Here is a 25479-nt window from a genome sequence, read left to right as displayed (position 1 = left end):
GCGATGCGACTGCGACGCGACGGATTTGGGATGGGAATGCGACTGGGACGCGACGCCTGCGCGACGGTGAGGCGACTGTCAGGCGATTGGATCGAGCCGACCGCGCCTCCGCGACGCGAGGGCGCGGGCTGGACGAAAAAGAAAGATGAGGACATGCTCGGAACAAACCATGAAAAATCCAACATGTCTTATGCAAAATTACACGGAACGACTCTGTTCGGACTGACGACTTACGGCCCATTCCCGGCTCGTGCCGTCGGCAGGATTCCACGAACCGGTCGTTGCAAACCTGACCCACTTTCATGCAGGTAAATCGAGGGAAGGAGAGCGGCTTGAAAACGATGATCATCTGGGGGCTTCTGCTAGCCAGCCTTATCTTCTTGGCCGTCCGCGCATTTGGTGGCGGGGTGACTGAGGCCCGACCGAGTGACGGCACGCCTGCTCCCCTGGTGGTAGGATCAGGCCCTCTTACCCAAGAGAGTTTCTGGGCTTTAGTAGATCATTCTGCGGCGTTGGAGGCAGATCCCGACGCTCAACTGGCTGATTTGCGAGCATCCCTTAGCCGCTTATCCGCTTCGCAAATTGCAGATTTTGAGCGCATTTTTGATGAAACGATGCGCCGGTCATATTCGTGGGACTTGTGGGGTGCTGCTTATCTGGCAAATGGCGGCGCATCAGACGATGGCTTCGAGTATTTTCGTTGCTGGTTGATATCAAAGGGTCGGTCCGTCTTCGATAAAGTAGTCGCCAGCCCCGACAGCTTAGCTGACCTGTTGGCTCCGGGTGGTGGAGGCGATTATGAATTTGAAGAGTTCGCATACGTCGCGCGTGAAGCGTGGCAGGAGAAAACCGGGCGAGATTGGAATGACATGCCGGTGATCGCGGACATGGCTTACGACAACGAGCCGAGCGGCGCGGCGTTCAGCGAGGACCCCGCCGACCTTGCCAAACGCTATCCTAAATTGTGGGAGCGATTTGGCGGGGAGTAGCGATTGTTCCTCGCTGCCCGCAAGTAGGTGGCAGCGCGCAGCGCTGACGGTGGGGCTGCCCCGTAGAGGGCGGTGTTTTGTCGAGCGGCTTTCGGCCGTCTGCGCGGCCACCCCGCCACCACCGCCTGCGACGGCGGGCCCCTCCCCTCCAACAAAAAAGGCCGGGGTTTCCCCCGGCCTTCTCTCCTTCCCTGCCCCCTATCACAGGGAAGGAAAGCTCACCTCACCCGGCATATTTGACCGAGCAGCCATAGGGCGTCGATTGCGCGACCGAGACGGGTTTGCCGGCCTTCATCTCATTGAGCGCGGCGAGGACGTGGTTGCGGGCCGCTCCCATTTCCTCGACGCGGGCGGCGGGTTTGTCGTCAATGCCGCCCTGGTAGCGCAGCACACCCGCAGCATCGATGATGTACATGTGCGGGGTGGTCTTGGCGGCATAGCCCTTGCCCACCACGCCCTTGGGATCGAGCAGGTAATGGGCAGGCGTGGCCTTCTTCTCGCCGACCCATTTCTGCGCTTCGGCGCCGGTCATATGGCCCTGCTTCCCCGGGGCGCCCGAGTTGATGGTCAGCCACACGACGCCGCCGGCCTTTGCCGCGGCCTGGGTCTTTTGCATATTTCCTTCATAATGCCGCTGGACGAAGGGGCAGCCGGGGTTGTTCCACTCCAGCACCACGGTCTTGCCCTTGAAATCGCTGAGCTGGACGGTCTTGCCGGTGGCGTCGGTCAGTTTGAAATCGGTCGCCTTCTGGCCGTTGGCCTGTTGCGCGGCGGCGGGGATGGCAAGGGCCGCAAGCGTCGCGGCGGCAATCGGGATCAGTCGGTGCATCGGCTCATCTCCTTGATCTGCGGTTATTTACCCCCCGTCAGCCCGGTCAACATGCCCTGTGTGAGCAACTGGGGCAAGACCTGGGGCTCGGTCGCGCCGGCCGGGTACCAGAGGTAGAGCGGTACGCCCGCGCGGTTATGGCGTTCGATGAAGCGGCCGAGCGCAGGGTCGCCATCGGTCCAGTCGCCGACAAGGACGGTGACGCCGCCCCTGGCAAAGGCGTCGCGCACCGCATCGGTCTCGATCGCGCCCTTTTCGTTGACCTTGCAGGTGACGCACCAGTCGGCGGTGAAATAGGCGAAGACGGGCTTGTTCCGGGCGCGAAGGTCCGCGAGGCGGGCTTCGCTGAAGGGCTGGGCGCCGGTGCTTGCCTGTGCGGCGGCGGGCTTTTCGATCGCGGCGACCGCCCAGATGCCGGCGAGGGTGACGAGCGCGGCGGCAGCCCATGCAGGGCCGGTGCCGGTGCCGCGTGCCTGTCGTCGTCCGGCGATCCACAGCGCCACCGCAAGCGCGAGCGCGACGATCAGCCCGACGGCCATGCCGTTGACGCCCTTAAGCCCGCCCAGCACCCAGGCGAGCGCAATGGCGGTGAGGAACATCGGGATCGACAGGATCTTGCGGAACATATCCATCCACGCGCCCGGCTTGGGCAGCATCCGGCGCAATGCGGGGACGAAGCCGAGAAGCAGGAACGGCAAGGCGAGGCCGAGGCCGAGGCCGAGGAAGATCAGCAGCGCGATATACCAGGGCAGCACCAGCGCCGCGCCGAGCGCGACGCCCATGAACGGACCGGTGCACGGCGTGGCGATGAACGCGGCGAGCGCGCCGGTCATGAAGGCACCGCCGCTGCCACCGCTGGCAAGGCGTCCGGCGAATTTGGGGGTCATCAGCTCGAACAGCCCGGCAAGGTTGAGCGCGATGCCGAGAACGAGGAGCAGCAGGAACAGGATGACGCGCGGATCGGTGAGCTGGAACGCCCAGCCGACGCTGGCGCCGCCCGCGCGCAGGGCGAGCATCAGGCCGCCGAGCGCGACGACGACGAGAACGACGCCTGTGGTATAGGCCAGCGCTTCGGCGCGGGCATGGGCCTCGCTGGTGCCGCTTTTGGCGAGGCTCAGCGCTTTCAGGCTGAGGATCGGGAAGACGCAGGGCATGATGTTGAGGATCAGCCCGCCGAGCAGCGCGCCGCCCAGCGCGAGCAAGGCGGCGGACCAGTCGATCGCGGCACCCCCTGCCCCGCTCGTGGCGGCGCTCACCGTGCCGGGGACGGCGGTGAGCGCGAAGCCTTCACGGTCGCCGGTCGCGAGCACGCCTTCGAGGCGGTCGGGGACGGTGATCCCCGCCTTTGCCTCGATCAGCAGCGTATCTCCGTCGCGGGTGATCTTCTGCGGCTCGGCATAGGTCATCGCGTCGAGCGTCTGGGGGAAGAAATAGGCGTCCTTGCCGAGCGGCACATTCGCGGGGAAGGGGATTGCGACGCGCAGCATTCCGTCCGCAACCGCGAACTTCGCCTCGCTGCCGAGCGGCTTGGGAAAGGTGCGGCGCCATTGGTCGAAACGGGCGCGGCGCTCGGGGGTGATGCTGCCATCGCCGACGGTGAGTTGCATCGTCAGATTTTCGGTTTCGGGGACGCAGATTTCGTCGGTGCAGACGAGGTAATCGGCGCGCACGCTGATCGGCAGCGCGGTGCCCGGGGCGAGCCCGGCAGGGATGTTAAGCGTGGTCAGCTGGGTATAGCTGCCCTTGTACACATAGTTCATGATCCCGGCGATCAGCAGGCGCGTCGGGACCGGGTAACGCAGCTCGCCTGCGGTAACGCCCTGCGGCAGCGTCCAGTCGAGCCGGGTATCGAGACCGGCATCGCCCGGGTTCTTCCAATAGCCGTGCCAGCCGGGGTCGGGCTTCGCGACGAAGGCGACCGTGACCGTGCTGCCGGGCGCGGGCGTATCGGTTTCGGCGATCAGCTCGACCGAGAGATTGTCCTGCGCTGCGGGCTGGGCGAGCGCGGGGAGCGCCGCGAGCGCGAGCAGCCAGGTCATCAACGCGAAACCGAATCTGCGCATTACGCATCCTTGCCGTACCGGGAAGGAGCGAACATAGCGGGCGCGGCCAACTTTGCCATGCCGGAGGGTTCATGCTCGCTCGATTGCTCGCCACTGCCATGCTCATCGCCACGCCCGCTCTGGCGCAGGATGTGGCACCCGCCCCCGCCCCCGCAACCCCGCCCAAGCTGATCGTGGCAATTTCGGTCGACCAGTTCTCCGCCGACCTGTTCGCGGAATATCGCCAATATTTCACCGGCGGGCTGGCGCGGCTGGCGCGCGGCGGAGTATTTCCCTCGGGCTACCAAAGCCATGCCGCGACCGAGACCTGCCCCGGCCATTCGACGATCCTGACCGGCAGCCGCCCGGCGCGCACGGGGATCGTCGCCAACGACTGGATGGACCTGAAGACACCGCGCAAGGACAAGACCATCTATTGCGCCGAGGATGAGCGCGTTCCGGACAGCAGCTCGGATCGCTACACTGTCTCACCCGTCCATCTGATGGTCCCGACGCTGGGCGACCGGATGAAGGCGGCAAATCCGGCCACGCGCGTGGTGTCGGTCGCGGGCAAGGATCGCGCGGCGGTGATGATGGGCGGCAAGACCGCCGACCAGACCTGGTGGTGGGGCGGCAAGGGATTTGTCAGCTATGCGGGGACGCCCGAGACGCCACTGGTCGCGCGCGCCAATGCGGCAATCGCGGCGCGGATCGCGCTCGCCCAGCCCGCGCTGGAACTGCCCGATTTCTGCAAGCCCAAGGACATCGCCGTCACCGCCGGGAGCCGCACCGTCGGCACGGGGCGCTTTGCACGCGAGGCGGGCGATGCGCGCGCCTTTCGCGCCTCGCCCGAGATGGACGGGGCGGTGCTGGCATTGGCGGCAGCGCAATTCGAACAGATGAAACTGGGGCGCGGCACGGCGACCGACCTGCTGATCGTCGGCGCATCGGCAACCGATTATGTCGGCCATGGCTATGGCACGCAGGGTACGGAGATGTGCCTGCAGCTCGCCAGCCTCGACCGCGACCTGGGCGATTTCTTCAAGCTGCTCGACGCGAGCGGGGTGGACTATCAGCTGGTGCTCACCGCCGATCATGGCGGCCACGACCTGCCCGAGCGCAACCGGATGCACGGCCTGCCGGAAGCGGCACGGGCCGAAGGCGTGCTGACCGCGCGCGCGATGGGCAAGACGGTCGCGGCGAAGCTGGGGCTGGGCGAACAGCGATTGCTATGGGGCGGAAATTTCGGGGACATCTATGTCGACCCGGCGCTTCCCCCTGAACAGCGGGCCAAGGTGATGGACGCGGCGATGAACGCCTATCGCGCGCATCCTCAGGTTGCAGCGGTGTTCAGCGGGGCGGAGATCATGGCGACGGCCAGCCCGAGCGGCCCGCCGGAAAGCTGGACATTGCTCCAGCGGGTGCGGGCATCCTATTATCCCGGGCGGTCGGGCGATTTCTATGTCGTGCTGAAGCCGCGGATCACGCCGATCCCCGTCCCCGGCGGATCGGTCGCGACACATGGCAGCATCTGGGATTACGATCGGCGCGTGCCGATCCTGTTCTGGCGCAAGGGGATGGCGCCGTTCGAACAGCCCAATGGGGTGGAGACGGTGGACATCCTGCCGACGCTGGCGAGTGTGATCGGGCTGGCGGTGGACAGCGACGAGATCGACGGGCGGTGCCTGGACCTGGATGCTGGGCCTGGGTCGAGCTGCCAGTAGGAACGAAGCTCGCTCCCCGGCGAAGGCCGGGGTCCAGTCGCGGTAGATTTGTTGGCTGAATCGCGCCGTCTCGAATCCGCCGATCCTGGACCCCGGCCTTCGCCGGGGAACAGGTCCGCGCGCGGATAAGGTTTTACCGCTCCAGCATCTTGATGATGCCGGAGAAATCCATGCCCGCATTCCCCTCATCCGCGAATTTCGCATAGAGTTCGGCGGCGCGCTGGCCCATCGGGGTGTCGGCATGGACGGTGCCCGCCGCCTCCATCGCGAGCTTGAGATCCTTGAGCATCAGCCCGGCCGCGAAGCCGCCCTGATAGTCATTGTCGGCGGGCGATTGCGGACCGACGCCTGGCATCGGCGCATAGGTGTTGAGCGACCAACAGGAGCCGGACGAGACCGAGGCGATGTCGTAGAAGGTCTGCGGGTCGAGCCCGAGCTTCTGCGCGAGCAGCATCGCTTCACAGGTGGCGATCATCGTCGCGCCGAGCAGCATGTTGTTGCAGATCTTCGATGCCTGCCCCGCGCCATTGCCGCCGGCATGGATCACCGCCTTGCCCATGTCCGACAGGAAGGGCTCGGCGCGTTCGAAGGCGGTGTCGCCGCCGCCGACCATGAAGGTGAGGGTTCCGGCGCTCGCTGCGGCGATCCCGCCCGAGACGGGGGCGTCGACCGCAAGCAACCCCTTGGCCCCCGCCGCATCGGCGACGCGGCGCGCGGTGTCGACGTCGATGGTCGAGCAGTCGATCAGGATCGCGCCGGTGTCGGCCGCGCCGAACACGCTGTCTTCATAGACCTGAGCGACATGTTTGCCCGCGGGGAGCATGGTGATGACGGCCTCGGCACCCTTTGCGGCAGCCGCCGCGCTTTCGACCGGCAGGCATCCCGCCGCCTTGGCGCGGGCGAGCGCGTCTTCGCTGAGGTCGAAGGCGCGGACGTCATGCCCCGCCTTTGCCAGGTTCGCGGCCATGCCGCCGCCCATATTGCCGAGACCGATAAATCCGATGCGTGCCATGTATCATCCTCTCAAACCTTCTCCGGAGGGAGAAGGATACCGCAGCTTGGCGCTTCAGCGCCTAGCGGAGGTTGGATGAGGGGACCCGCCCTCGATAGCGGGATCCCCTCACCCAGCTACGACTAGGCAGCAAGCTGCCAAGTCTGCGCAACCCTCTCCCGACGGGAGAGGGAAGTTGCACTCACTTCCCCGTCCAGTTGCCCGGGCGCTTTTCGACGAAGGCGGCCATGCCCTCCTTCTGATCCTGTGACCCGAACAGGCCGTGGAACAGGCGACGTTCGAACTGGACGCCCTGGGCGAGGCCGGTTTCGAATGCGGCATTGACCATTTCCTTGTTCGCCAGCACCGCGAGCGGGGCCATCGCGGCGATGGTCGCGGCGGTCTTGAGTGCCTCGTCGAGCAGCTCGGCTGCGGGGACGATGCGGCTGACGAGACCGGCGCGCTCGGCTTCCTCGGCGCCCATCATGCGACCGGTCAGGCATAGTTCCATCGCCTTGGCCTTGCCCACTGCGCGGGTCAGGCGCTGCGATCCGCCCATGCCGGGGGCGACCGCAAGCTTGATTTCGGGCTGGCCGAATTTGGCGGTATCGGCGGCGAGGATGAAGTCGCACATCATCGCCAGCTCGCACCCGCCGCCGAGCGCGAAGCCGGACACCGCGGCGATGATCGGCTTGCGCGTGCGGGTGAACCGGTCCCAGCCGGCGAAGAAGTTGTGACCGTACATGTCGGCAAAGCCCTGCGCCTGCATCTCCTTGATGTCCGCGCCCGCGGCGAACGCCTTTTCACTGCCGGTGAGGACGGCGCAGCGCTGCGAGGGGTCGGCGTCGAACGCGGCCATCGCGTCGAGCAGTTCGGACAGGACTTCGCTGTTCAGAGCGTTGAGCGCCTGCGGGCGGTTGAGCGTCACCAGCGTGACGGCGTCGCGTTGTTCGACGAGGATCGTTTGATAGTCGGTCATCTGGCTTCCTGTTCGTCACCCCAGCGGAAGCTGGGGTCTTGTGCGGCAAGAGACCCCAGCGTTCGCTGGGATGACGGTTAGTGCGGCGTCCACGCCGCGTTTTCGGGCAGCGGCGCGAAGATCTGGTCGATCAGGTGGTCGCTGACGCCATTGGGCGTTGCGGGGTTCCAGCGCGGGGCGTTGTCCTTGTCGACGATCAGCGCGCGGACGCCCTCGATGAAGTCGTGGCGCTGGACGACGCGGGTGGCAACTGCGAACTCCTGGCGCATCTCGTCCTCGAAGGTCGGCATGGTCGCGCCGTCGAGGAGCAGCTTGAGGCTGACCTTCATCGATTGCGGCGACTTGCCGTTCAGTGTCATCAGCTGCTGCGCGGCCCACTCCCCACCGTCGCTGGCGAGCGCGGCAAGAATGTCCTCCAGCGTGTCGGAGGCGAACAGCCGGTCGATGTCGGTGCGGTGCGCCTCGATCTTCGCTGGCGGCGGCGCCACGGACAGTCCGTCGAGCAGCGTGTCGATCGCCTGCGGATCGGCGAGAATCTGCGCCTTGGCCGCGTCCAGCGTCTCCGAAGGGAGATAGTGGCTGGCGAGGCCGAGCGCGAGGCATTCGGCGCCGTCGAGGCGGTGGCCCGTGACCGCGAGATACTGGCCGACGCGCCCCGCGAGGCGCGAGAGATACCAGCCGCCGCCGACATCGGGGAACAGGCCGATACCGGTTTCGGGCATTGCGAACTTGGTATTCTCGGTCGCGACGCGGTAGCGCGCGGGCTGGCTGATGCCCACGCCGCCGCCCATCGTGATACCGTCCATGAAGGCGACGATCGGCTTCACATAGGTGAACAGCGCATGGTTCATGCGATATTCGGCGCGGAAGAAGTCGCGCGCCGCCGCCCCATCGTCGGCGCCGCTTTCCGCGAGCATCCGAATGTCGCCGCCCGCGCAAAAACCGCGCCCGTCGGCATGGTCGATCATCACCGCGTCGACCGCAGTGTCTTCGCGCCAGTTGGTAAGAGCGGCGAGGACCGATTCGCACATGCCGGTGGTGAGCGCGTGGATCGCCCTGGGCCGGTTCAGCCGGATGCGGCCGACCTTGCCCTCGGTCGAAATCAGTACATCGTTCATTGCCGCGTCAGCTCCCGTCCTACGATCATTCGCATGACCTGATTGGTGCCTTCGAGGATCGAATGCACCCGCAGATCGCGCCAGAAGCGTTCGATCGGGTAATCCATGAGATAGCCGTAGCCGCCATGCAGCTGGAGCGCGCGGTCGACCACCGATGAGCCGGTGTCGGTGGCGAAGCGCTTGGCCATCGCGGCGAACTTGGTCTTGTCGGGCGCGTTGGCGGTGACCTTCGCCGCGGCGAGGTAGAGCAGAGCGCGCGCCGCCTCGAGCTCGGTCGCCATGTCGGCGAGGGTGAACTGGGTGTTCTGGAAATCCGCCACCGCGCTGCCGAACTGCTTGCGGTCTTTTGTATAGACAATTGCTTCATCGAGGCAGCGCTGCGCGCCGCCCAATGAGCAGGCGCCGATGTTGAGACGGCCGCCGTCGAGGCCCATCATCGCGATGCGGAAGCCCTCACCCTCGGCGCCGATCAGGTTTTCGACCGGCACGCGGACATTGTCGAACATCACCTGTCGCGTCGGCTGCGCATGCCAACCGAGCTTGCGCTCGTTCGCGCCGAAACTGACGCCCGCCATGTCCTTTTCGATCGCTAGGCAGGAGATTCCCTTGGGACCGTCCACGCCGGTGCGGACCATGGTGACGTAGAGTTCGTTCTCGCCCGCGCCGGAGATGAATTGCTTGCTGCCGTTGACGATGAAATCGTCGCCGTCGCGCTTTGCCGTGGTCTTGAGTGCGGCGGCGTCGGAGCCGGAGGACGGTTCGGTCAGGCAATAGCTGGCCAGCCAGTCGGCGGTGACGAGTTGCGGGAGGTACTTGTCCTTCACCGCCTGCGAGCCGAAGCGGTCGATCATCCACGCGGCCATGTTGTGGATCGAGATGAAGGCGCTGGTCGCCGGGCAGCCATAGGCCATCGCCTCCATGATCAGCGCGGATTCGAGCCGGCCGAGGCCGATCCCGCCGCTTTCCTCCGACACATAGATCGCGCCGAAGCCGAGTTCGGCGGCGGCCTTCACCGTGTCACGCGGGAAGATGTGCTTCTCGTCCCACTCCGCCGCATGCGGGGTGATCGCATCGGCGGTGAAGCGCTGCGCCATCTCCTGAATCGCGCGCTGGTCTTCGGTCAGGTCGAATTGGGGGGTGAGTTCGAATTGCTGGTCGGTCATTGTCTGGTCACAATCTGTCGTTTGAACTGTCGATAGCGTCACGCGATCCGACAAGTTTATCGAATCGGAGGATTGAATGTTTCGCTTGCTTCTTGCCGCCCCCCTGCTTCTGCTCGGCGCTTGCGAAACCGGCAGAACGCTCAACGGACTGGCCGTCAGCATGTGCGAGGGTTCGGACAACTGTTCGGTGAAGGACACAAAACCCCGCTATGGATCGCCGCAACAGCGGGTGGTGGAAGACGAACTCGCCGGGCGTCAGGAGCCGATGTAGCGCGCTCACTCCCCCTCCCCCAGCACGCGCCGCGCGAACAGGGGGTTGGCGATGCGCAGGTCGTTGCGGTCGTACCAGCGGGGCGCGGGGAGGCCCTTCTCCCATGCCAGCGCCTCGATCAACGTGCCTTGCGCGTGCGGCGTGTCGGGTGCGGCGTCGCGGAGCGGGTCGGCATAGGCCTGGTCCGCGGTGACGATGGTCCAGCCCTTTGCCTTCAGCGCCTTGACGAGATCGCCGATGAACAGCGCGGCGATGTCGGTTTCATGGAGCAGCATGACATGGGCGGGGGAGCGGCCGAGCGTCTTCAACGCGAGCGCGTCGTAGAACTCCGCCGCCTCGACATGGCTTTCGACATAGAGGTCGCGCAGCGCCTTCATGTCGATGTTCTTGCCCGCCTGTTTCGCGGCGATCGCCAGCGCTTCGATATTCCAGTCGGAAGATTCGGCGGTGACATAGCCGTTGGTCAGCCCGCGCGCCTTCAGCCCTGCGCGGATCGCGTCGCGCTTGGCCTTGTCCTTGCCGCCTTCGTCGAGGAACGGGAAGCGGAACCACGGGCGATAGCCGGGGCGCGGTTTGAGCCAGGCTTCGGCGCGGTCGAGATCGGCGAGATAGGCTTGCGTCTCGGTGCTGGCGAGCTTGAGGTGCGACCAGCCGTGATTGGCGAGGACATGGCCCGCTTTCACATAGCGATCGAGATTGGCGAGGCCGTCGCCATGGCCGGGCTGGCCGATAGTGCCGGGGTTCACGAAGAACACCGCCTGCTTGACCCCCGCCTTGCGCAGCGCGGCGGTGAGCTTCTTCGCGCGCGTATCGGGATCGAGGAACGCGCCCGCACCGCGCGGCGCGTCGTCGAAGCTGAGCGCGATCCGCTTTTGCGCGGTGGCGGGGAGCGCGAGCAGAAGGCAGGCGATCAGGGCGGTGACCAGCTTCACTGCGCGGCGGCTCCGGTGGCGATGGGCGGGCGCATCACGCGTGCCTCGAACAGCCGGTCGGCGGTGGGGCCGTCGGTGCGATCGTACCAGCGCGACCCCTGAAGCCCCTTTTCCCAGGCGAGCATCTGGATGCGGGTGCCGTTGGCGAAATCGACCTGCGGCGTACGGCGTGCGATGGGGTCGTCGAACGCCTCGTCCGCGGTGACGATCGTCCAACCCGCCTTGCGCAGCCCCGCCACCATGTCGGGCAGAAACAGCGCGGCGAGATCGGTTTCGTGGAGCAGCAGCACCTGTGCCGGATGGCGACCGGTCGCGCGGACGGCAAGGCTGTCGGCGAACTCGGCGGCGCCGACATGGGTTTCGACATAGAGATCGCGCAGCCGCGCCATGTCGATCGTGCGCCCTGCCCGTTTCGCTTCGATCGTCAGCCGCTCCATATTCCAGTCATAGCCGTCGGCGGTGACATAGCCATTGCTGAGGCCGCGCGCGGCGAGGCCGTCGCGCACCGCCTGCGCCTTCTCCCGATTGCTCCCGCCCTCGTCGAGGAACGGGAAGCGGAACCAGGGGCGATAGGTCGGGCGGGTGCGGAGCCATGCCTGCGACCTGTCGATATCGGCGAGGTAAGTTTCGGCGCTGACCCGCGACAGGCCGGGGTGGGTGCAGGTGTGGTCGGCCATCACGTGCCCGGCGGTTTCATAGGCGCGGACGAGCGCGCCATCGCGGTCGCTCTGGATGCGGCACGGGTTGATGAAGAATGCCGCCTGGCGCACCCCCGCCTGCTCCAGCGCCGCGATCAGACGCGGGCCGCGCTCCTCCAGCGTCAGGAAGGCGCCCGCTCCGCGCGGGGTATCGTCGAAGGTGATGGCGATGCGCTTGTCCACGCGCTCAGGCTCGCTCGCCGACAGCGCGAGCGGCGCCGCCCACGCGATGAAGGTGAGCGCCGCAACCGCCAGCAAAACCCTGAACACCAGTACCAAGCCGCATCCCCCGCAGACTCGGGAAGATGGTTAGCACGGGCTTAAGGGATTCTCGAACCCGGGCGCGCATGCCGATCATCCCATGGTGGGAATGACGAAGGCGTTCGCCGCGTCGCCCCCAAGACCATTGGCCCCGCCATCCGGCCAGCGCTGGGTCACGGTTTTCACCTTGGTGAAGAATTTGACCCCCTCCATGCCGTGCTGATTGGTGTCGCCGAACGCGCTGCGCTTCCACCCGCCAAAGGTGTGATAGGCGACCGGCACCGGGATCGGCACGTTGATGCCGACCATGCCGACATTGACGCGCGCGGCGAATTCGCGCGCGGCATGGCCGTTGCGGGTGAAGATGGCGACGCCGTTGCCGTACTGGTGCTCGCTCGGCAGGCGCACCGCGTCCTCGAAGCTGTCGGCGCGCACCATCTGGAGCACCGGGCCGAATATCTCCTCCTGATAGGAGCGCATCTGCGGGGTCACGCGATCGAACAGGGTGGGGCCGACGAAGAAGCCGTCCTCATGGCCCTGCAGCGTGAAGCCGCGACCATCGACGACGAGTTCGGCGCCTTCGTCGACGCCCATCTGGATGTAGCTTTCGATCTTCGCCTTGTGCGCGGCGGTGACGACCGGACCGTAATGCGCTTCGGCATCGGTCGAGACGCCGACACGCAGCGCCTCGATCGCCGGGAGCAACTTTTCGCGCAGCGCGATCGCGGTTTTTTCGCCCACCGGCACGACCACGGGAAGCGCCATGCAACGCTCGCCCGCCGAGCCGAAGGCCGCGCCCGACAGGTCGTTGACCACCTGGTCGAGGTCGGCGTCGGGCATGACGATGCCGTGGTTCTTGGCGCCGCCCATCGCCTGGACGCGCTTCCCGGCCTCGACGCCGCGACGATAGACATAATGGGCGATGTCGGACGAGCCGACGAAGCTCACCGCCTTGATCTCAGGGTGGTCGAGGATCGCGTCGACCATTTCCTTGTCGCCATGCACGACCTGCAGCACGCCCTCGGGCGCGCCGGCTTCGAGCATCAGCTCGGCGAGGCGCACGGGAACCGAAGGATCGCGCTCGCTGGGCTTGAGGATGAAGGCATTGCCGCAGGCGATGGCGACCCCGAACATCCACATCGGGATCATCGCCGGGAAGTTAAACGGGGTGATCCCCGCGACCACGCCGAGCGGCTGGCGCATCGAATAGACGTCGATGCCGGGGCCGGCGCCCTGCGTATATTCGCCCTTGAGCAGATGCGGGATGCCGCAGGCGAATTCGATCACCTCGAGCCCGCGCTGAACGTCGCCGCGCGAATCCGCGATCACCTTGCCATGTTCGGAGCTGAGCAGATGCGCCAGCTCGTCCATGTTCTGCTCGACCAAAGCCTTGAAGTTGAACATGACGCGGGCGCGGCGCTGCGGGTTGGTGGCGGCCCAGCCGGGCTGCGCGGCCATCGCCTTGGCCATCGCGGTGTCGAGATCGGCCTGCACGCCGAGTGTCACCTGCGCCTGCACCGTGCCGCTGTTGGGATCGAAGATGTCCGACCGGCGCGTGCCGGCGCCCGCGGTCGCTCCGCCGCCGATGAAATGAGTGATCTCGCGCATATGGGCCTCTCCTGCTTTGGAGAGGGTGATGCACCTGTGGGCATCCCACCGGCAACCCATCGACATGCAGGCGGCACCTGCATATTTGCAGGTCATGGACTGGAGCGACCTTCCCATCTTCCTTGCGATCGCGCGCACCGGGCAACTGGCCAAGGCCGCGCAGAGCCTGTCGATCGACGCGACCACCGCCGGGCGGAGGCTGCGGCGGCTGGAGCAGGCGGTGGGCGAGCGCCTGTTCGAACAGGGGCCGGATGGCCAGTCGCTGACCCCGGCGGGCGAACGGTTGCTGACCCATGCGCGTGCGATGGAGCGTGCCGCCGCCGCGATCGGCGAGCGGGACGCTGGCGGGCCGGTGCGCGGTACGGTGCGGGCGAGCGTATCGGAAGGGTTCGGGACATGGTTCGTCAGCCGCCATCTCGGCGCGCTGGCCGACGCGCATCCGGGCCTGTCGGTCGATCTGGTCGCAAGCAGCGGCTTCCTCAACCCCACGCGGCGCGAGACCGATATCGCGGTGCTCCTCGCCCGGCCCCGGCGCGGGCCGCTGCTGACCCGCAAGCTCGCCGATTACGGCCTGCGCCTCTATGCAGCGCGGGCCTATCTGGAGCGACACCCCGTACCGACGACGCCCGACCAGCTGCGCCACCATCGGCTGATCGGTTACGTCCCAGACATCCTCTATGCGCCCGAGCTGCGCTATCTCGACGAGATTCCCGGCGCCCCACCGCCGCAGCTTCGCTCGTCGAGCATCAATGCGCAGCATCGCATGGCGGCGGCGGGTGCAGGGATCGCGGTGCTGCCCTGTTTCATCGGCGATGCCGATCCCGACCTGGCCCGTCTGTTGCCGGATATCGCGATCCGGCGCAGCTTCTGGCTGGTGACGCATGAAGAGACGCGGCATTTCGCCCCGGTCGCCGCCTTTTCGGAGTGGCTGGCGACGCTGGTCGCACAGCACCGGGCGGAGCTGGAAGGGTAGTCACGCGAAACCCGCGAAAAACCGCCATTTGTCATCATAGTGTCACGCCCGGCTAACGCCGCATTTACCGTCCCCTTCCTAGGACAGCCCCATGTTCCTGTCCGACAGTTCCGAGCCGCAGCCCGATGCGCCCAGTACCCGCGACTGGCTGTCGACGACCGAGCGCACCCCGCCCTTTTTGCGGCAGAGCGACACGCTGTTCACCGCGATCGAGATGTTCCAGACCAATATGGAATTGCGGCTGCTCCCGGTGGTCGATCCCGGGCATCGCACGGTGGGGGCGCTGTTCGAAAAGGATGTGCGCCGCCTGTTGCTCAACCCGTTCGGTCATGCGCTGATGCGCAACCCCGCTTATGGCAGCGGGCTGGCGGCGCATGTCCGCCCCTGTCCCACTGCCGAGGTGGATCAGGACATCGGCGCGGTACTGGACGCCTATCGCGCAGCCAGCGGCCAGGAAGGAATGGTGCTGACGCATAACGGGCGGCTGTTCGCCGTCGTCGCGAACCGGCGGATCGTGAGCCTGGCGGTCGAGCGCGAACTGGCCCAGGCGCGCGGCCGGATGCACCGGTCACAACGGATCGAAGCCGCCTCCGCCCGGTTCGAGGGACAGGTGGCGACGCTCGCGCGGACGCTGGCCGATTTGTCGCAGCGGATCGGCGGGAATGCGCGCGCCACCGCAACGCGCGCCGGAGACACGGGTGATCGCGCAACCGCCGTTGCCTCGGCCGCCGCACAGACCAGTTTCAGCATGACCGGCGTCGCCGAACGCGGCCGCATACTCGCCGATGCCTTTGCCGCGATCAACGACGATACCGCCCGCGCCAAGGCCGCCGCCGACAATGCGGTGGGGCTGGTCGGCGATGGGGGCATGCGGATGCGCGAATTGATGGCATCGGCGCGGTCGATCGACGCGGTGATCGCACTGATCGGCGAGATTGCGGGCAAGGTGAACCTGCTCGCGCTCAACGCGACGATCGAGGCGGCGCGCGCGGGCGAGGCCGGGCGCGGCTTTACCGTCGTCGCGAACGAGGTAAAGGCGCTCGCGACCCAGGCGAGCCACGCTGCGGGTCGCATCACCGCGCATGTCGCCGAAATCTGCTCCGGCATCGCCCAGGTCGCCGACGGCCATGGCGAGGTCGAGCGCGCGATCGCAACGATGGCTCGGCTGTGCGACACGGTCGAACATGCGGTCGCGACGCAGAGCGAGACGACGCGGCTGATCGCGATGACCGTGGACGAGACGGTGAGCGCGGGCGCGCTGATCGCGGACGATGTCGCGGCGATCGGCGGCAGCGCGGGTTCGGCGACACAGAGCGCGCACGAGATGAGCGGGCTGGCGGAACGGATTCATGCCGAGGCGGGGGCGCTGGACGCGGCGGTGCAAGCGTTCCTGACCGATCTGCGCGCGGCTTGAGTCCCGCTCTTAGTTTGTGCCGAGCTTGTTGGAGCACCGCTCCTGCACTGCATGGTCGTGGGCTGCGGCCCTTCGACAAGCTCAGGGCAAACGGGCGTTGGGGCTAGCTACATCCCCTCCATCGCCTCCCCGATCACCGCGTAAACGCGCGCGAGATCGTCGTCGCTGATGCAATAAGGCGGCATGACATAGAGCGTGTTGCCGAGCGGGCGGAGCAGGACGTTGCGCTCGCGGAAATGCGCCGTCAGGCGCGGGCCGAGGGCGGAGAGATAGCTACCCTCCGGTTGCTCGACCTCCATCGCGACGATGGTTCCGATCTGCCTCAGATTGCTGACCTTCTCGGCGAGCGGGACGCTGAGCTCCGCCTGACGCCGGGCGATATCCGCGATGCGCTCGCGCACCGGCTCCTCACGCCAGATCGCAAGATTGGCGACCGCTGCCGCGCAGGCGATCGGGTTGGCGGTGTAGCTGGACGAATGGAAGAACATACGCGACCGGTCTTCGGAAAGGTGCGAGGCGAAAATTTCGTCGGTCGCAAGGGTCACTGCGAGCGGAAGCGAGCCGCCGGTCAGCCCCTTTGACAGGCACAACAGGTCCGGAACCACGTCCGCCTGCTCGCAAGCCAGCAGCGTGCCGGTGCGGCCCCAGCCGGTCATAACCTCATCCGCGATGAACAAAACGCCATGCGCCGCGCAAATCTCGCGCATCATTCGCAGCACGGCGGCCGGGTAGATACGCATCCCACCAGCCCCCAAAATCAGCGGCTCGACGATCAGCGCAGCGGGGCGCTGGCGGCACAGGGATTCCAGCGTGTCGAGCGTCGCCTGCTCCGCGCCCGGTTCGGGAAAGGGGATGACGTCGACATCGAACAACAGTGGCGCATAGCTTTTGTTGAACACGCCGCGCGCGCCGACCGACATGCCGCCGATCGTGTCCCCATGATAGCTGCCCGCCATCACGACGATGCGGCTGCGATCCTCACCGCGATTGGCGAAATGGCCGAGCGCCATTTTGAGCGCGACCTCGACGCTGGTCGATCCGCTGTCGGAGAAAAAGACTTTGGTCAGCGCGGGCGGCATGATCGCGATGAGATCGCGCGCCAGCGTTTCGGCGGGTTCGTGGGTCCAGCCGGCGAAGATCAGCTGGTCGAGCTTCTCCGCCTGTGCGCGGATCGCCGCCAGGATGCGCGGATGGCAATGGCCGTGCGTCGTCACCCACCAGGACGAGATCGCGTCGATCACGCGGCGGCCATCGGCGGTTTGGAGGATCGCACCTTCGGCACGCGTCACCAGCGGCACCGGCTCGCCCAGGCCATGCTGGGTGAAGGGATGCCAGACGGGCGAGGTCATGCGATCGGCCCGAGATCGAGGGTTGCAGCCGCGGCGCGGAGGGTGTCGGAGGTCAGCGGGTCGAGATGCGGGAGGCGACCGAGCAAGGGCACCCCGCCAATCGCGCAGATCGTCGCCTGGCTGTCCGCGACGTCCTCGCCCGAGAACAGGATTCCAGCGACCTTCACCCCACGCGCACGCAGCACCTCGATCGTCATCAGACTGTGGTTGATCGTACCGAGCGCCGTGCGCGCGACGATCACCACCGGGCGGTCCCAGCGCGCGAACAGATCGGCGTAGAGCAGATCTCGGGTGACCGGGACGAGCGCGCCCCCTGCCCCCTCGATCACCACACGGCCCGGCGGCGGGGCAAGGCGCGCGGGGTCGATCGTTACCCCGTCGATCTCGGCGGCGCGGTGGGGGGAACAGGGGGTTTCAAGAAAATAGGCTTCCGGGTGGGTTTCGACCCCGGCGAGACGCGCGACGGTCTCGCGGTCGCTCTCCTCTTGCGGCCCGCCTGGATCGGTTTCCAGTAGCTCGCGCCGAGCCGCAGCGCGAGCGCGGCGGCGGCGACGGTCTTGCCGATGCCGGTATCGGTGCCGGTGACGACGATCATGCGAGTGCCTCCGCCAGCGCATCGATATCGTCGGGCGTCACGTTGAGCGTCAGCGCGATGCGCAGCCGCGCGGTGCCGGGGGCGACGGTGGGCGGGCGGATGCCGCGCACGTCGAAGCCACCGGCCTGCAATGCGGCGGCGCGGGCCATCGTTGCCTTGTCCTCGCCGATCATCAGCGGCATGACCTGTGTTCCAGTCACAGTGACGCCATGCGGGCCGAGCACGGCTTCGGCATGGGCGATCAGCGCGTGGAGGCGAGTGCGGCGCTCGGGCTCGTCCCGCACGATGCGCAGCGCGGTGCGGACGGCGCTGGCGAGCAGTGGCGAGGGCGCGGTGGAGAAGATGAAGGGGCGTGCGCGGTTGATGAGGAAATCGATCAGCGCGCGCGGGCCGGTGACGAGTGCGCCCTGACAGCCCAGCGCCTTGCCGCAGGTGTGGAGCGCGACGACATTCTCCGCGCCCTCCAGCGCTTCGGCCAGCCCGCGACCGTTGGCTCCCCAGACGCCGGTGGCATGCGCTTCATCCACCAGCAGCATGGCGTCGTGCCGCGCCGCGACCGCCGCGAGATCGGCGACCGGCGCGCGGTCCCCATCCATCGAGTAGAGCGTCTCGAACGCGATCCAGGGGGTTCCCGTGCCGCCGTCCGCGCGCCAGGTGCGGATCGCATCGTCCACCGCCTGCGCGTCATTATGCCCCGCCGCGACCGATGGCGCGCGGGCCAGGCGCAGGCCATCATGCATACTGGCATGGATCATGGCGTCATGGACGATGACGTCCCCCGGCTGCGGGAGCGTCGCCAGCAACGCGACATTGGCCGCGAAGCCGGTGGCGAAATGGAGGCACGCCTCCGCGCCGAACATCTGCGCCGCGTCGGCCTCCAGCGCCGCAATCTCGGGATCGTTGCCGCGCAGCAGCCGCGACCCACCCGATCCGACCGAAACGCCGCGTGCCAGCGCGTGGGTCACCGCGTCGCGCAGTCGCGGGTCGCTGGCGAGGCCGAGATAATCGTTCGATGCGAAGTCGATTCCCGCGCGCGGGGTCAGCGCGCGGAGCCGCCCCGCCGCCTCCAGCCGGTCCAAGTCCTCGCGATGAAAGCCCGGCGTCATGCCTCTCCCGCGCGGGCGAGCAGGGCGCGCGCCGCCTTGAGATGCGGCGCGTCGATCATCTTGCCGTCGAGTTGCAGCGCGCCCGCGCCGGGGTTGGCGGCGAAGGCGGCGACCACTGCGCGCGCATGAGCGACGGCCTGTTCGGACGGGGTGAAGGCTGCGTTGATCACCGCTACCTGCGCCGGATGGATCGCCATCATGCCGGCAAAGCCATCGCGCATCGCGCGGGCGCAATAGGCGGCAAGCCCGTCCAGATCGCGGAAATCGGGATAGACCGTCTCGATCGGCGCGACCCCGGCGGCGTGCGCGCCGAACAGGGTGAGCGCGCGGATCATCTCATAGGGCGGGGTGTAGCTGCCATCGGTTTCGCGCGACGACTGCGCCCCGATTGCGGCGGGGAGGTCCTCCGCGCCCCAGGTGATACCGGCGAGACGCGGCGAACAGCCGATATAGCTGCCCAGGCCAAAGATCGCGGCGGGCGTTTCGGTCGCGATCGGGAGGATGCGCGCGGCGACCCCGCCAAGCATCGCGTCGAGCGCGGCGACATCGGCGCCGGTCGCCGATTTGGGCAGAACGATGCCGTCCGCCCCGCGTGCGGCAGCGAGATCGTCCTGCGCCATGCCGGAATCGAGCGGGTTGATGCGGACCCAACGGGCGATCCCCTCATGGTGCCTGGCAAGGAAATCCGCGACGGCCGCACGCGCCGCGTCCTTGCGTTCGGGCGTCACCGAATCCTCGAGATCGAGGATCAGCGCGTCGGCGCCGGTGCCGAGCGCCTTTTCCATCCGGTCGGGCCGGTCGCCGGGGACGAACAACAGGGAACGCAGTCGCATGGGCTTTCCTCTCCTCGCCGCGCCATGCCGTTCCGGGGCGCGATCGGCAAGAGCGGGGTCAGCGCAGTTGCCGCTTCTCCAGCTTCCGCGCCAGCGTGCGACGATGCATCCCGAGGCGGCGGGCGGCTTCGGAGATGTTGAAGTCGGTTTCCACCAGCGTCTGGTGGATATGCTCCCACTCGACGGTCTTGATCGACGAGGTGCGGCCATCCACGGGGGCGTCGATATCACCCTCGGCACGTGAGAAGGCGGCTTCGATATCGTCGGTATTGGACGGTTTGGCGAGGTAATGGTTGGCGCCGAGCTTGATCGCCTCCACCGCCGTGGCGATGCTGGCGAACCCAGTCAAGACGACGATCTTCATCCTGGCATCGCCCGTGCGCAGCGTCTGGACGCAGGCGAGGCCCGATGCGCCGCCGAGCTTGAGGTCGACCACCGCATAGTCCGGGCGATGCTCGGCAAGCAGCGCGGCAAGCTCCTCATGGTTCGCCGCCCACAGCACGGCATAGCCGCGCCGCTCGAACGAGCGTTTGAGCGTGCGGGCGAAGGCGGCGTCGTCCTCGACGATCAGCAGCAGGCGGGTCTCGCTCATCCCCTGCCCTCCATCGCCAGCGCGGCGAGCGGGAGGAGGATGCGCACCCGCGCACCGCCGTCGAGCCGGTTCTCCGCGCTCGCCTCCCCGCCCAGCTTGCGCAGCACGTTGACGAGCAGGAACAGGCCCAGCCCGCCGCCGGGCCGCCCCTTGGTCGAGCGATAGGGCTGACCGAAGGTGTCGAGGATTTCGGGTGCGAAGCCGGGGCCACGATCGGCGATCTCCAGCGCCAGCGCCTCCCCCTCGCGCCGCGCGGTAATCGCGATCGCGCGCGGGGAGACTTCGGCAGCATTGTCGATGACGGTGCCGATCACCTGGCGCAGCGCGGGATCGGATACGATCGCGATGTCCTCGCCGAAGCAGTCGTCATAGCGTAGCGCGCCGGGCACCAGGCTGGCGCTATAGTCGGCGACGATATCGTCGAGAAAGGCGCGCATCGTCGTCACCTGTGGTGCGACGCCGCGCGCTTCGCCTGCGGACAGCAATATGCCGCTGACGATCGCCTTGCAGCGCTGCACCGCGCCGTCCATCTCGGCCAGTTCCTCCTGAAGCTCGGCATCGCCCTTGAGGCGCGGCATCGCCCGCCAGTCGCCGATCGCGACCGAGAGCAGCGACAGCGGCGTTCCCAGCTCATGCGCGGCGCCCGATGCGAGCAGGCCCATGCGGACGATATGGTCCTCCTCCGCCGCGCGCTGACGGACGGCGGCGAGTGCGGCGTCATGGGTGCGCAGATTGCGGCTGATCTGGCCGATGAAAATCACCAGCAGCACCGCGATCAGCACGAAGCAGACGAGGCCGCCGGTGAGGTAGAGCGTCGCCGGGCTGACCGGAAGGTTGGCGGGGAGGACGAGCGGGGTCGGATCGACCGCCAGCAGGCCGAGCGCGGCGAGCGTCGCGACGACGATGCCCCAGGGATAGGGCGGGCGCAGCAGCACTGCGCCGAGCACGATGTGAAGCAGGAACAGCGCCGCGAAGGGATTGGTGATGCCGCCCGAGAGGCTGAGTTGCACGGTCAGCGCCACCACGTCGAACAACAAGGCGGCGGCGAGCGCGCCATCGCTGAACCGCGTGCCGCTGGCGATCAGCACATGGCTGGCGATGTTGAGCGCGGCGAGCGTCGCGGTGGACATCAACAGCTGGAGCAACGGCAGATCGATACCGAGCGCGAAATGGACCATGGCGACGGTCGCCAGCTGCCCGCCGACCGCGAGCCAGCGCAGCTGGGTGAGCAGCAGCATGTTGCGCCGCCCCGCATCCGCCGGTTGAAAGGCGGGCGGCAGGATGATCTGCCGGGTCACGCCTCCTTGTTGGGCGGAACGCTGCGATTGCGCAACACCAGCCATGCCCCCGCGACCGACATCAGGGCGAGCGCGAACCAGGTTAGCGCATAGCCGAGATGATTGTCGGGGAAACGCAGCACGGTGAGGCCGCCGACCGGATAGCCGCCGGGATTGGGCGTTGCATCGGCGTCGATAAAGTATGGCGCGACGTTCGACAGGCCCCGCGCGGCGGCGATCGCGGCGACATCGCGTGAATACCATTGGTCGTTCGCGGGATCGTTGCTTCGCAAAAAGCCGCCGCCCGGCTCTGTGATGCGGAGCAGGCCGGTGACGGTCACCTCCCCTGCCGGGTTGCCTGCCACGCGGGTTGCCGCCTCACGCCGATCTTGGGACACGAATCCGCGATTGACGAGGACGGTGAAGGCGCCGGTGTCGAGCGGGGTGATGACCCAATAGCCGCTGCCCAATTCGCTCACCGCGCGGACCAGCGTCTCGCGGTCATGCAGGAAACGGCCTGTCGCACGCACCCGGCGATAGGCTTGCGGCTCGGCGCCCGGCCCCGGCGCCGCAACCGGCGTAGCGATACTCCGCGTTTCGACCGCGTCGATCAGCGCATGCTTCCACGCCCGGCGCTCGACCTGCCAGATGCCCAGCGCGACGAACCCGGCGGCGAGCAGCAGCAACAGCGCCGCGAGGACGGCGCGACGCGGCTTCACGGAACCTGCTGCTCCATATGCTGGGGCATCATGTTGGTGTTGAGGTGGTGCATCACCCACAGCGACCCGGCGAGCATGATGAAGATCACGATGATCGTGAACACCAGCGAGGTCAGCGACCAGCCGCCCTCCGCCTTGGGCGTCATGTGCAGGAAGAATACCATGTGGACGACGATCTGGACGATGGCGAATCCCATGATCACCGCAGCGGTCACCCCGGCGCTGAGCGGCATGGCCATCACCAGCCAGAAGGGAATCGCGGTGAGGATCACCGACAGGACGAAACCGATCACATAATCGCGCAATGTCGCGTGCGGCAGCTCGGCGACGGCGTGATGGCCGTCAGGACCGTGGGGGTCGCTCATCACAGCATTCCCATGAGATAGACGATGGTGAAGACGCCGATCCAGATGACGTCGAGGAAGTGCCAGAACATGCCGAGGCACGCGACGCGGCGCTGGTTGGCGGGGATCAGCCCCTTGCGCCCCAGCTGCACCATCAGCGTCACCAGCCAGACGAGGCCGAAGGTGACGTGGAGGCCGTGGGTGCCGACCAGGGTGAAGAAGGCCGAGAGGAAGGCGCTGCGCTGCGGCGTCGCGCCTTCATGGATCAGGTGCGCGAATTCGTAGAGCTCGATCCCGAGAAAGGCGAGGCCGAACAGCCCGGTGACCGCCAGCCAGCCCTGCGTCGCGCGGACCTTGCCGAACTGCATCGACAGCATCGCAAAGCCATAGGTGATCGACGAGAAGAGCAGCATCGCGGTGTTGAGCGCGATCAGCTTGAGGTCGAACAGGTCCTTCGGCCCCGGCCCCGCGGCGTAATTGCCGCCGAGCACGGCATAGCAAGCGAACAGGATCGCGAAGATGAGGCAATCGCTCATCAGGTAGATCCAGAAGCCCAGCATGGTGCTGTGCCCCTCGGGGTGGGGATGCTCGTCCAGCTCGTAGAAGACGGGCGGCGTGTCGTCGGCGGTCAGGGTTGCGCTGGTCATCTTCAGGCTCCCAGCGCCGCGAGCTGGCGGGTGCGGGCGTCTTCCACCTCGGCGACGGTCGCCGCCGGGATATGGAAGTCGCGGTCATAGTTGAAGGTATGGATGATCGCGGTCGCGAGCAGCGCGACGAACGCCGCGATCACCAGCCACCAGATATGCCACACCAGCGCAAAGCCCATCACCAGGCTGATCCCCGCGAGGATCACCCCTGCCCCGGTCGAACGCGGCATATGGATATCGCGATAGCCCTCGACCGGACGACCGGCATTGCGGCTCTTCATGTCGTACCAGGCGTCGAGGTCGTGGATGCGCGGGGTGAAGGCGAAGTTGTACTCGGGCGGGGGCGAGCTTGTCGCCCATTCGAGCGTGCGGCCACCCCAGGGATCGCCGCTTTCCTCCTTGAGTTCCTCGCGCTTCCAGATGCTCACCGCGAACTGGACCAGCATCGCAGCGATGCCGACCGCGATCACCGCCGCGCCGATCCCGGCGATGATGAAGAAGATCTGCAGCGAGGGATCGTCGAACACGCGCATCCGCCGCGTCACGCCCATCAGGCCGAGGATGTAGAGCGGCATGAAGGCGAGCCAGAAGCCGACCACCCAGCACCAGAAGGAGACGAGGCCCCATTTCTTGTCGAGCTTGAACCCGAACGCCTTGGGCCACCAGTAATTGATCGCCGCGAACAGGCCGAACAGCACACCACCGATGATGACGTTGTGGAAGTGCGCGATCAGGAACAGCGAATTGTGCAGCACGAAGTCCGCAGGCGGCACCGCGAGCAGCACGCCGGTCATCCCGCCGACGACGAAGGTCAGCATGAACGCGATGGTCCACATCATCGGCAGTTCGAACCGGATGCGGCCGCGATACATGGTGAACAGCCAGTTGAAGAGCTTCGCCCCCGTCGGGATCGAGATCACCATGGTGGTGATGCCGAAGAAGCTGTTAACACTCGCACCCGACCCCATGGTGAAGAAGTGGTGGAGCCAGACGATGTAGCTCAGGATGGTGATGACCACCGTCGCGTACACCATCGAGGTGTAGCCGAAGAGCCGCTTGCCAGAGAAGGTCGAGGTGACTTCGCTGAACACGCCGAACAGCGGCAGGATCAGGATGTAGACCTCAGGATGACCCCAGATCCAGATGAGGTTCACGTACATCATCGACGAGCCGCCGAAGTCGTTCGTGAAGAAGTTGGTGCCGGCATAGCGGTCGAGCCCGAGCAGCGCGAGAACGGCGGTCAGCACCGGGAAGCTGGCGACGATCAGGATGTTGGCGCACAGCGAGGTCCATGTGAAGACCGGCATCTTCATCAGTCCCATGCCCGGCGCGCGCAGCTTGAGGATGGTGACGATCAGGTTGATGCCGGACAAGGTCGTCCCGACGCCTGCGATCTGCAGCGACCAGATATAATAATCGACGCCGACATTGGGGCTGTAGGCGATCCCCGACAGCGGCGGATAGGCGAGCCAGCCGGTCTGCGCGAACTCGCCGATGAACAGCGAGATCATGCACAGGACCGCGCCCGCAGTGGTCATCCAGAAGCTGAAATTGTTGAGGAAGGGGAAGCTGACGTCGCGCGCGCCGATCTGGAGCGGGACGACATAGTTCATAAGGCCGGTGATGAACGGCATCGCCACGAAGAAGATCATGATCACGCCATGCGCGGTGAAGATCTGGTCGTAGTGATGGGCGTTGAGATACCCCTCCGACCCGCCGAACGCCATCGCCTGTTGCAGCCGCATCATGATCGCATCGGCAAAGCCGCGCAGGAACATGACGAGGCCCAGGATCATGTACATGATCCCGATCTTCTTGTGATCCACACTGGTGAACCACTCCTTCCACAGATAGCCCCACAGGCGGTATTTGGTCAGCAGAGCGAGCATCGCGAGGCCGCCGATCGCGACCACCGCGAAGGTGACGATCAGGATCGGCTCGTGAATCGGGATCGCGTCGAGCGACAGGCGGCCGAAGATCGGATCGACCGACGGGACGGGATGCGCGGTGGGATCGGACACTGGG

The 25479-nt window shown here is 66.7% G+C and carries 23 protein-coding genes and 1 pseudogene; 5 read left to right on the top strand and 19 right to left on the bottom strand.

Features of this window, described 5'->3' with window-relative positions; all coding sequences use genetic code 11:
- Positions 1-341: 341 nt before the first annotated feature.
- Complete coding sequence (locus FPZ54_RS00940; protein ID WP_239019841.1) at positions 342-989, top strand: DUF4240 domain-containing protein; 648 nt, start codon at positions 342-344, stop codon at positions 987-989.
- 223 nt (positions 990-1212) lie between these two features.
- On the opposite strand, the gene FPZ54_RS00935 is transcribed toward FPZ54_RS00940, so the two are convergent.
- A complete protein-coding gene (locus FPZ54_RS00935) occupies positions 1213-1818 on the bottom strand; it encodes a thioredoxin family protein (protein WP_145844303.1) in 606 nt (201 codons plus the stop codon).
- 23 nt (positions 1819-1841) lie between these two features.
- The gene (locus tag FPZ54_RS00930; RefSeq protein WP_145844302.1) at positions 1842-3881 is read right to left on the bottom strand and encodes a protein-disulfide reductase DsbD family protein; all 2040 of its coding nucleotides are present in this window, start codon (positions 3879-3881) and stop codon (positions 1842-1844) included.
- A gap of 71 nt (positions 3882-3952) precedes the next feature.
- On the opposite strand from FPZ54_RS00930, the gene FPZ54_RS00925 reads away from it, so the two are divergent.
- Entirely contained in the window at positions 3953-5584 is a 1632-nt protein-coding gene (locus tag FPZ54_RS00925) for an alkaline phosphatase family protein (RefSeq protein ID WP_145844300.1), read from the top strand.
- A gap of 133 nt (positions 5585-5717) precedes the next feature.
- Here the strand turns inward: FPZ54_RS00925 and mmsB are convergent, their stop codons facing one another.
- From mmsB to FPZ54_RS00905, 4 genes are all read right to left on the bottom strand, one after another.
- Positions 5718-6596: a 3-hydroxyisobutyrate dehydrogenase gene (gene mmsB / locus FPZ54_RS00920; RefSeq protein WP_145844299.1), complete on the bottom strand. Its 879-nt coding sequence runs from the start codon at positions 6594-6596 to the stop codon at positions 5718-5720.
- Between the two features lie 181 nt (positions 6597-6777).
- On the bottom strand, positions 6778-7554 hold the full coding sequence (locus FPZ54_RS00915) for an enoyl-CoA hydratase (RefSeq protein WP_145844297.1): 777 nt from the start codon (positions 7552-7554) through the stop codon (positions 6778-6780).
- Positions 7555-7631: 77 nt separating this feature from the next.
- On the bottom strand, positions 7632-8672 hold the full coding sequence (locus tag FPZ54_RS00910) for an enoyl-CoA hydratase/isomerase family protein (RefSeq protein WP_145844296.1): 1041 nt from the start codon (positions 8670-8672) through the stop codon (positions 7632-7634).
- On the bottom strand, positions 8669-9835 hold the full coding sequence (locus tag FPZ54_RS00905) for an acyl-CoA dehydrogenase family protein (RefSeq protein ID WP_145844295.1): 1167 nt from the start codon (positions 9833-9835) through the stop codon (positions 8669-8671). Before FPZ54_RS00905 ends, FPZ54_RS00910 begins: the two co-directional genes overlap by 4 nt.
- A 76-nt stretch (positions 9836-9911) precedes the next feature.
- Here FPZ54_RS00905 and FPZ54_RS00900 point away from each other — a divergent pair, with 76 nt between their 5' ends.
- Positions 9912-10106, top strand: coding sequence for a hypothetical protein (locus FPZ54_RS00900; RefSeq protein WP_145844293.1), 195 nt, complete (start codon positions 9912-9914; stop codon positions 10104-10106).
- Positions 10107-10111: 5 nt separating this feature from the next.
- Here FPZ54_RS00900 and FPZ54_RS00895 read toward each other — a convergent pair whose 3' ends face one another.
- The 3 genes from FPZ54_RS00895 to FPZ54_RS00885 form a co-directional block, all read right to left on the bottom strand.
- Positions 10112-11038, bottom strand: a complete 927-nt coding sequence (locus FPZ54_RS00895; RefSeq protein WP_145844291.1) for a polysaccharide deacetylase family protein — start codon at positions 11036-11038, stop codon at positions 10112-10114.
- A complete protein-coding gene (locus FPZ54_RS00890) occupies positions 11035-12006 on the bottom strand; it encodes a polysaccharide deacetylase family protein (RefSeq protein ID WP_186456859.1) in 972 nt (323 codons plus the stop codon). Before FPZ54_RS00890 ends, FPZ54_RS00895 begins: the two co-directional genes overlap by 4 nt.
- Positions 12007-12090: 84 nt before the next feature.
- Positions 12091-13605: a CoA-acylating methylmalonate-semialdehyde dehydrogenase gene (locus FPZ54_RS00885; RefSeq protein WP_145844288.1), complete on the bottom strand. Its 1515-nt coding sequence runs from the start codon at positions 13603-13605 to the stop codon at positions 12091-12093.
- Positions 13606-13669: 64 nt separating this feature from the next.
- On the opposite strand from FPZ54_RS00885, the gene FPZ54_RS00880 reads away from it, so the two are divergent.
- Both FPZ54_RS00880 and FPZ54_RS00875 read left to right on the top strand, forming a co-directional pair.
- Positions 13670-14578 (top strand): LysR family transcriptional regulator, encoded by a 909-nt coding sequence (locus FPZ54_RS00880; RefSeq protein ID WP_145849503.1) that lies wholly within the window; start codon positions 13670-13672, stop codon positions 14576-14578.
- A 91-nt stretch (positions 14579-14669) separates the two neighbouring features.
- Positions 14670-15992, top strand: a complete 1323-nt coding sequence (locus tag FPZ54_RS00875) for a methyl-accepting chemotaxis protein (protein ID WP_145844287.1) — start codon at positions 14670-14672, stop codon at positions 15990-15992.
- Between the two features lie 107 nt (positions 15993-16099).
- On the opposite strand, the gene FPZ54_RS00870 is transcribed toward FPZ54_RS00875, so the two are convergent.
- From FPZ54_RS00870 to cyoB, 10 genes and pseudogenes are all read right to left on the bottom strand, one after another.
- Complete coding sequence (locus FPZ54_RS00870; protein WP_145844285.1) at positions 16100-17341, bottom strand: adenosylmethionine--8-amino-7-oxononanoate transaminase; 1242 nt, start codon at positions 17339-17341, stop codon at positions 16100-16102.
- Positions 17338-17936, bottom strand: a pseudogene (bioD, locus tag FPZ54_RS00865) (dethiobiotin synthase). The gene FPZ54_RS00870 and the pseudogene bioD overlap by 4 nt, the downstream one beginning before the upstream one ends.
- Entirely contained in the window at positions 17933-19042 is a 1110-nt protein-coding gene (locus FPZ54_RS00860; protein ID WP_145844284.1) for an 8-amino-7-oxononanoate synthase, read from the bottom strand. Before FPZ54_RS00860 ends, bioD begins: the two are co-directional and overlap by 4 nt.
- On the bottom strand, positions 19039-19875 hold the full coding sequence (locus FPZ54_RS00855; protein ID WP_145844283.1) for an HpcH/HpaI aldolase/citrate lyase family protein: 837 nt from the start codon (positions 19873-19875) through the stop codon (positions 19039-19041). Before FPZ54_RS00855 ends, FPZ54_RS00860 begins: the two co-directional genes overlap by 4 nt.
- 58 nt (positions 19876-19933) lie before the next feature.
- A complete protein-coding gene (locus FPZ54_RS00850) occupies positions 19934-20467 on the bottom strand; it encodes a response regulator transcription factor (RefSeq protein ID WP_145844281.1) in 534 nt (177 codons plus the stop codon).
- Positions 20464-21765 (bottom strand): ATP-binding protein, encoded by a 1302-nt coding sequence (locus FPZ54_RS00845; RefSeq protein ID WP_239019664.1) that lies wholly within the window; start codon positions 21763-21765, stop codon positions 20464-20466. Before FPZ54_RS00845 ends, FPZ54_RS00850 begins: the two co-directional genes overlap by 4 nt.
- Positions 21762-22463 carry an SURF1 family protein gene (locus FPZ54_RS00840; RefSeq protein ID WP_145844278.1) on the bottom strand — a complete coding sequence of 234 codons (702 nt, stop codon included), beginning with the start codon at positions 22461-22463 and terminating at the stop codon, positions 21762-21764. Before FPZ54_RS00840 ends, FPZ54_RS00845 begins: the two co-directional genes overlap by 4 nt.
- Positions 22460-22828, bottom strand: a complete 369-nt coding sequence (gene cyoD, locus FPZ54_RS00835) for a cytochrome o ubiquinol oxidase subunit IV (RefSeq protein ID WP_145844276.1) — start codon at positions 22826-22828, stop codon at positions 22460-22462. The genes FPZ54_RS00840 and cyoD overlap by 4 nt, the downstream gene beginning before the upstream one ends.
- Positions 22828-23454 carry a cytochrome o ubiquinol oxidase subunit III gene (cyoC, locus tag FPZ54_RS00830; RefSeq protein ID WP_145844274.1) on the bottom strand — a complete coding sequence of 209 codons (627 nt, stop codon included), beginning with the start codon at positions 23452-23454 and terminating at the stop codon, positions 22828-22830. Before cyoC ends, cyoD begins: the two co-directional genes overlap by 1 nt.
- Positions 23455-23456: 2 nt before the next feature.
- Positions 23457-25475, bottom strand: a complete 2019-nt coding sequence (gene cyoB / locus FPZ54_RS00825) for a cytochrome o ubiquinol oxidase subunit I (protein WP_239019663.1) — start codon at positions 25473-25475, stop codon at positions 23457-23459.
- Positions 25476-25479 lie beyond the last annotated feature (4 nt).

Source organism: Sphingomonas suaedae (genome assembly GCF_007833215.1).
GTDB lineage: Bacteria > Pseudomonadota > Alphaproteobacteria > Sphingomonadales > Sphingomonadaceae > Sphingomonas > Sphingomonas suaedae.
This window is presented reverse-complemented; position numbering and strand designations above follow the sequence as displayed.

Bases quoted from the DNA above. Each gene is read 5' to 3' on its own strand.
- cyoC (WP_145844274.1), bottom strand. From the start codon at position 23,454: ATGACCAGCGCAACCCTGACCGCCGACGACACGCCGCCCGTCTTCTAC.
- FPZ54_RS00860 (WP_145844284.1), bottom strand. From the start codon at position 19,042: ATGACGCCGGGCTTTCATCGCGAGGACTTGGACCGGCTGGAGGCGGCG.
- FPZ54_RS00855 (WP_145844283.1), bottom strand. From the start codon at position 19,875: ATGCGACTGCGTTCCCTGTTGTTCGTCCCCGGCGACCGGCCCGACCGG.
- FPZ54_RS00915 (WP_145844297.1), bottom strand. From the start codon at position 7,554: ATGACCGACTATCAAACGATCCTCGTCGAACAACGCGACGCCGTCACG.
- FPZ54_RS00925 (WP_145844300.1), top strand. From the start codon at position 3,953: ATGCTCGCTCGATTGCTCGCCACTGCCATGCTCATCGCCACGCCCGCT.
- FPZ54_RS00940 (WP_239019841.1), top strand. From the start codon at position 342: ATGATCATCTGGGGGCTTCTGCTAGCCAGCCTTATCTTCTTGGCCGTC.
- FPZ54_RS00910 (WP_145844296.1), bottom strand. From the start codon at position 8,672: ATGAACGATGTACTGATTTCGACCGAGGGCAAGGTCGGCCGCATCCGG.
- FPZ54_RS00930 (WP_145844302.1), bottom strand. From the start codon at position 3,881: ATGCGCAGATTCGGTTTCGCGTTGATGACCTGGCTGCTCGCGCTCGCG.
- FPZ54_RS00875 (WP_145844287.1), top strand. From the start codon at position 14,670: ATGTTCCTGTCCGACAGTTCCGAGCCGCAGCCCGATGCGCCCAGTACC.
- FPZ54_RS00935 (WP_145844303.1), bottom strand. From the start codon at position 1,818: ATGCACCGACTGATCCCGATTGCCGCCGCGACGCTTGCGGCCCTTGCC.
- FPZ54_RS00850 (WP_145844281.1), bottom strand. From the start codon at position 20,467: ATGAGCGAGACCCGCCTGCTGCTGATCGTCGAGGACGACGCCGCCTTC.
- FPZ54_RS00900 (WP_145844293.1), top strand. From the start codon at position 9,912: ATGTTTCGCTTGCTTCTTGCCGCCCCCCTGCTTCTGCTCGGCGCTTGC.
- cyoD (WP_145844276.1), bottom strand. From the start codon at position 22,828: ATGAGCGACCCCCACGGTCCTGACGGCCATCACGCCGTCGCCGAGCTG.
- mmsB (WP_145844299.1), bottom strand. From the start codon at position 6,596: ATGGCACGCATCGGATTTATCGGTCTCGGCAATATGGGCGGCGGCATG.
- FPZ54_RS00880 (WP_145849503.1), top strand. From the start codon at position 13,670: ATGCAGGCGGCACCTGCATATTTGCAGGTCATGGACTGGAGCGACCTT.
- FPZ54_RS00870 (WP_145844285.1), bottom strand. From the start codon at position 17,341: ATGACCTCGCCCGTCTGGCATCCCTTCACCCAGCATGGCCTGGGCGAG.
- FPZ54_RS00885 (WP_145844288.1), bottom strand. From the start codon at position 13,605: ATGCGCGAGATCACTCATTTCATCGGCGGCGGAGCGACCGCGGGCGCC.
- FPZ54_RS00905 (WP_145844295.1), bottom strand. From the start codon at position 9,835: ATGACCGACCAGCAATTCGAACTCACCCCCCAATTCGACCTGACCGAA.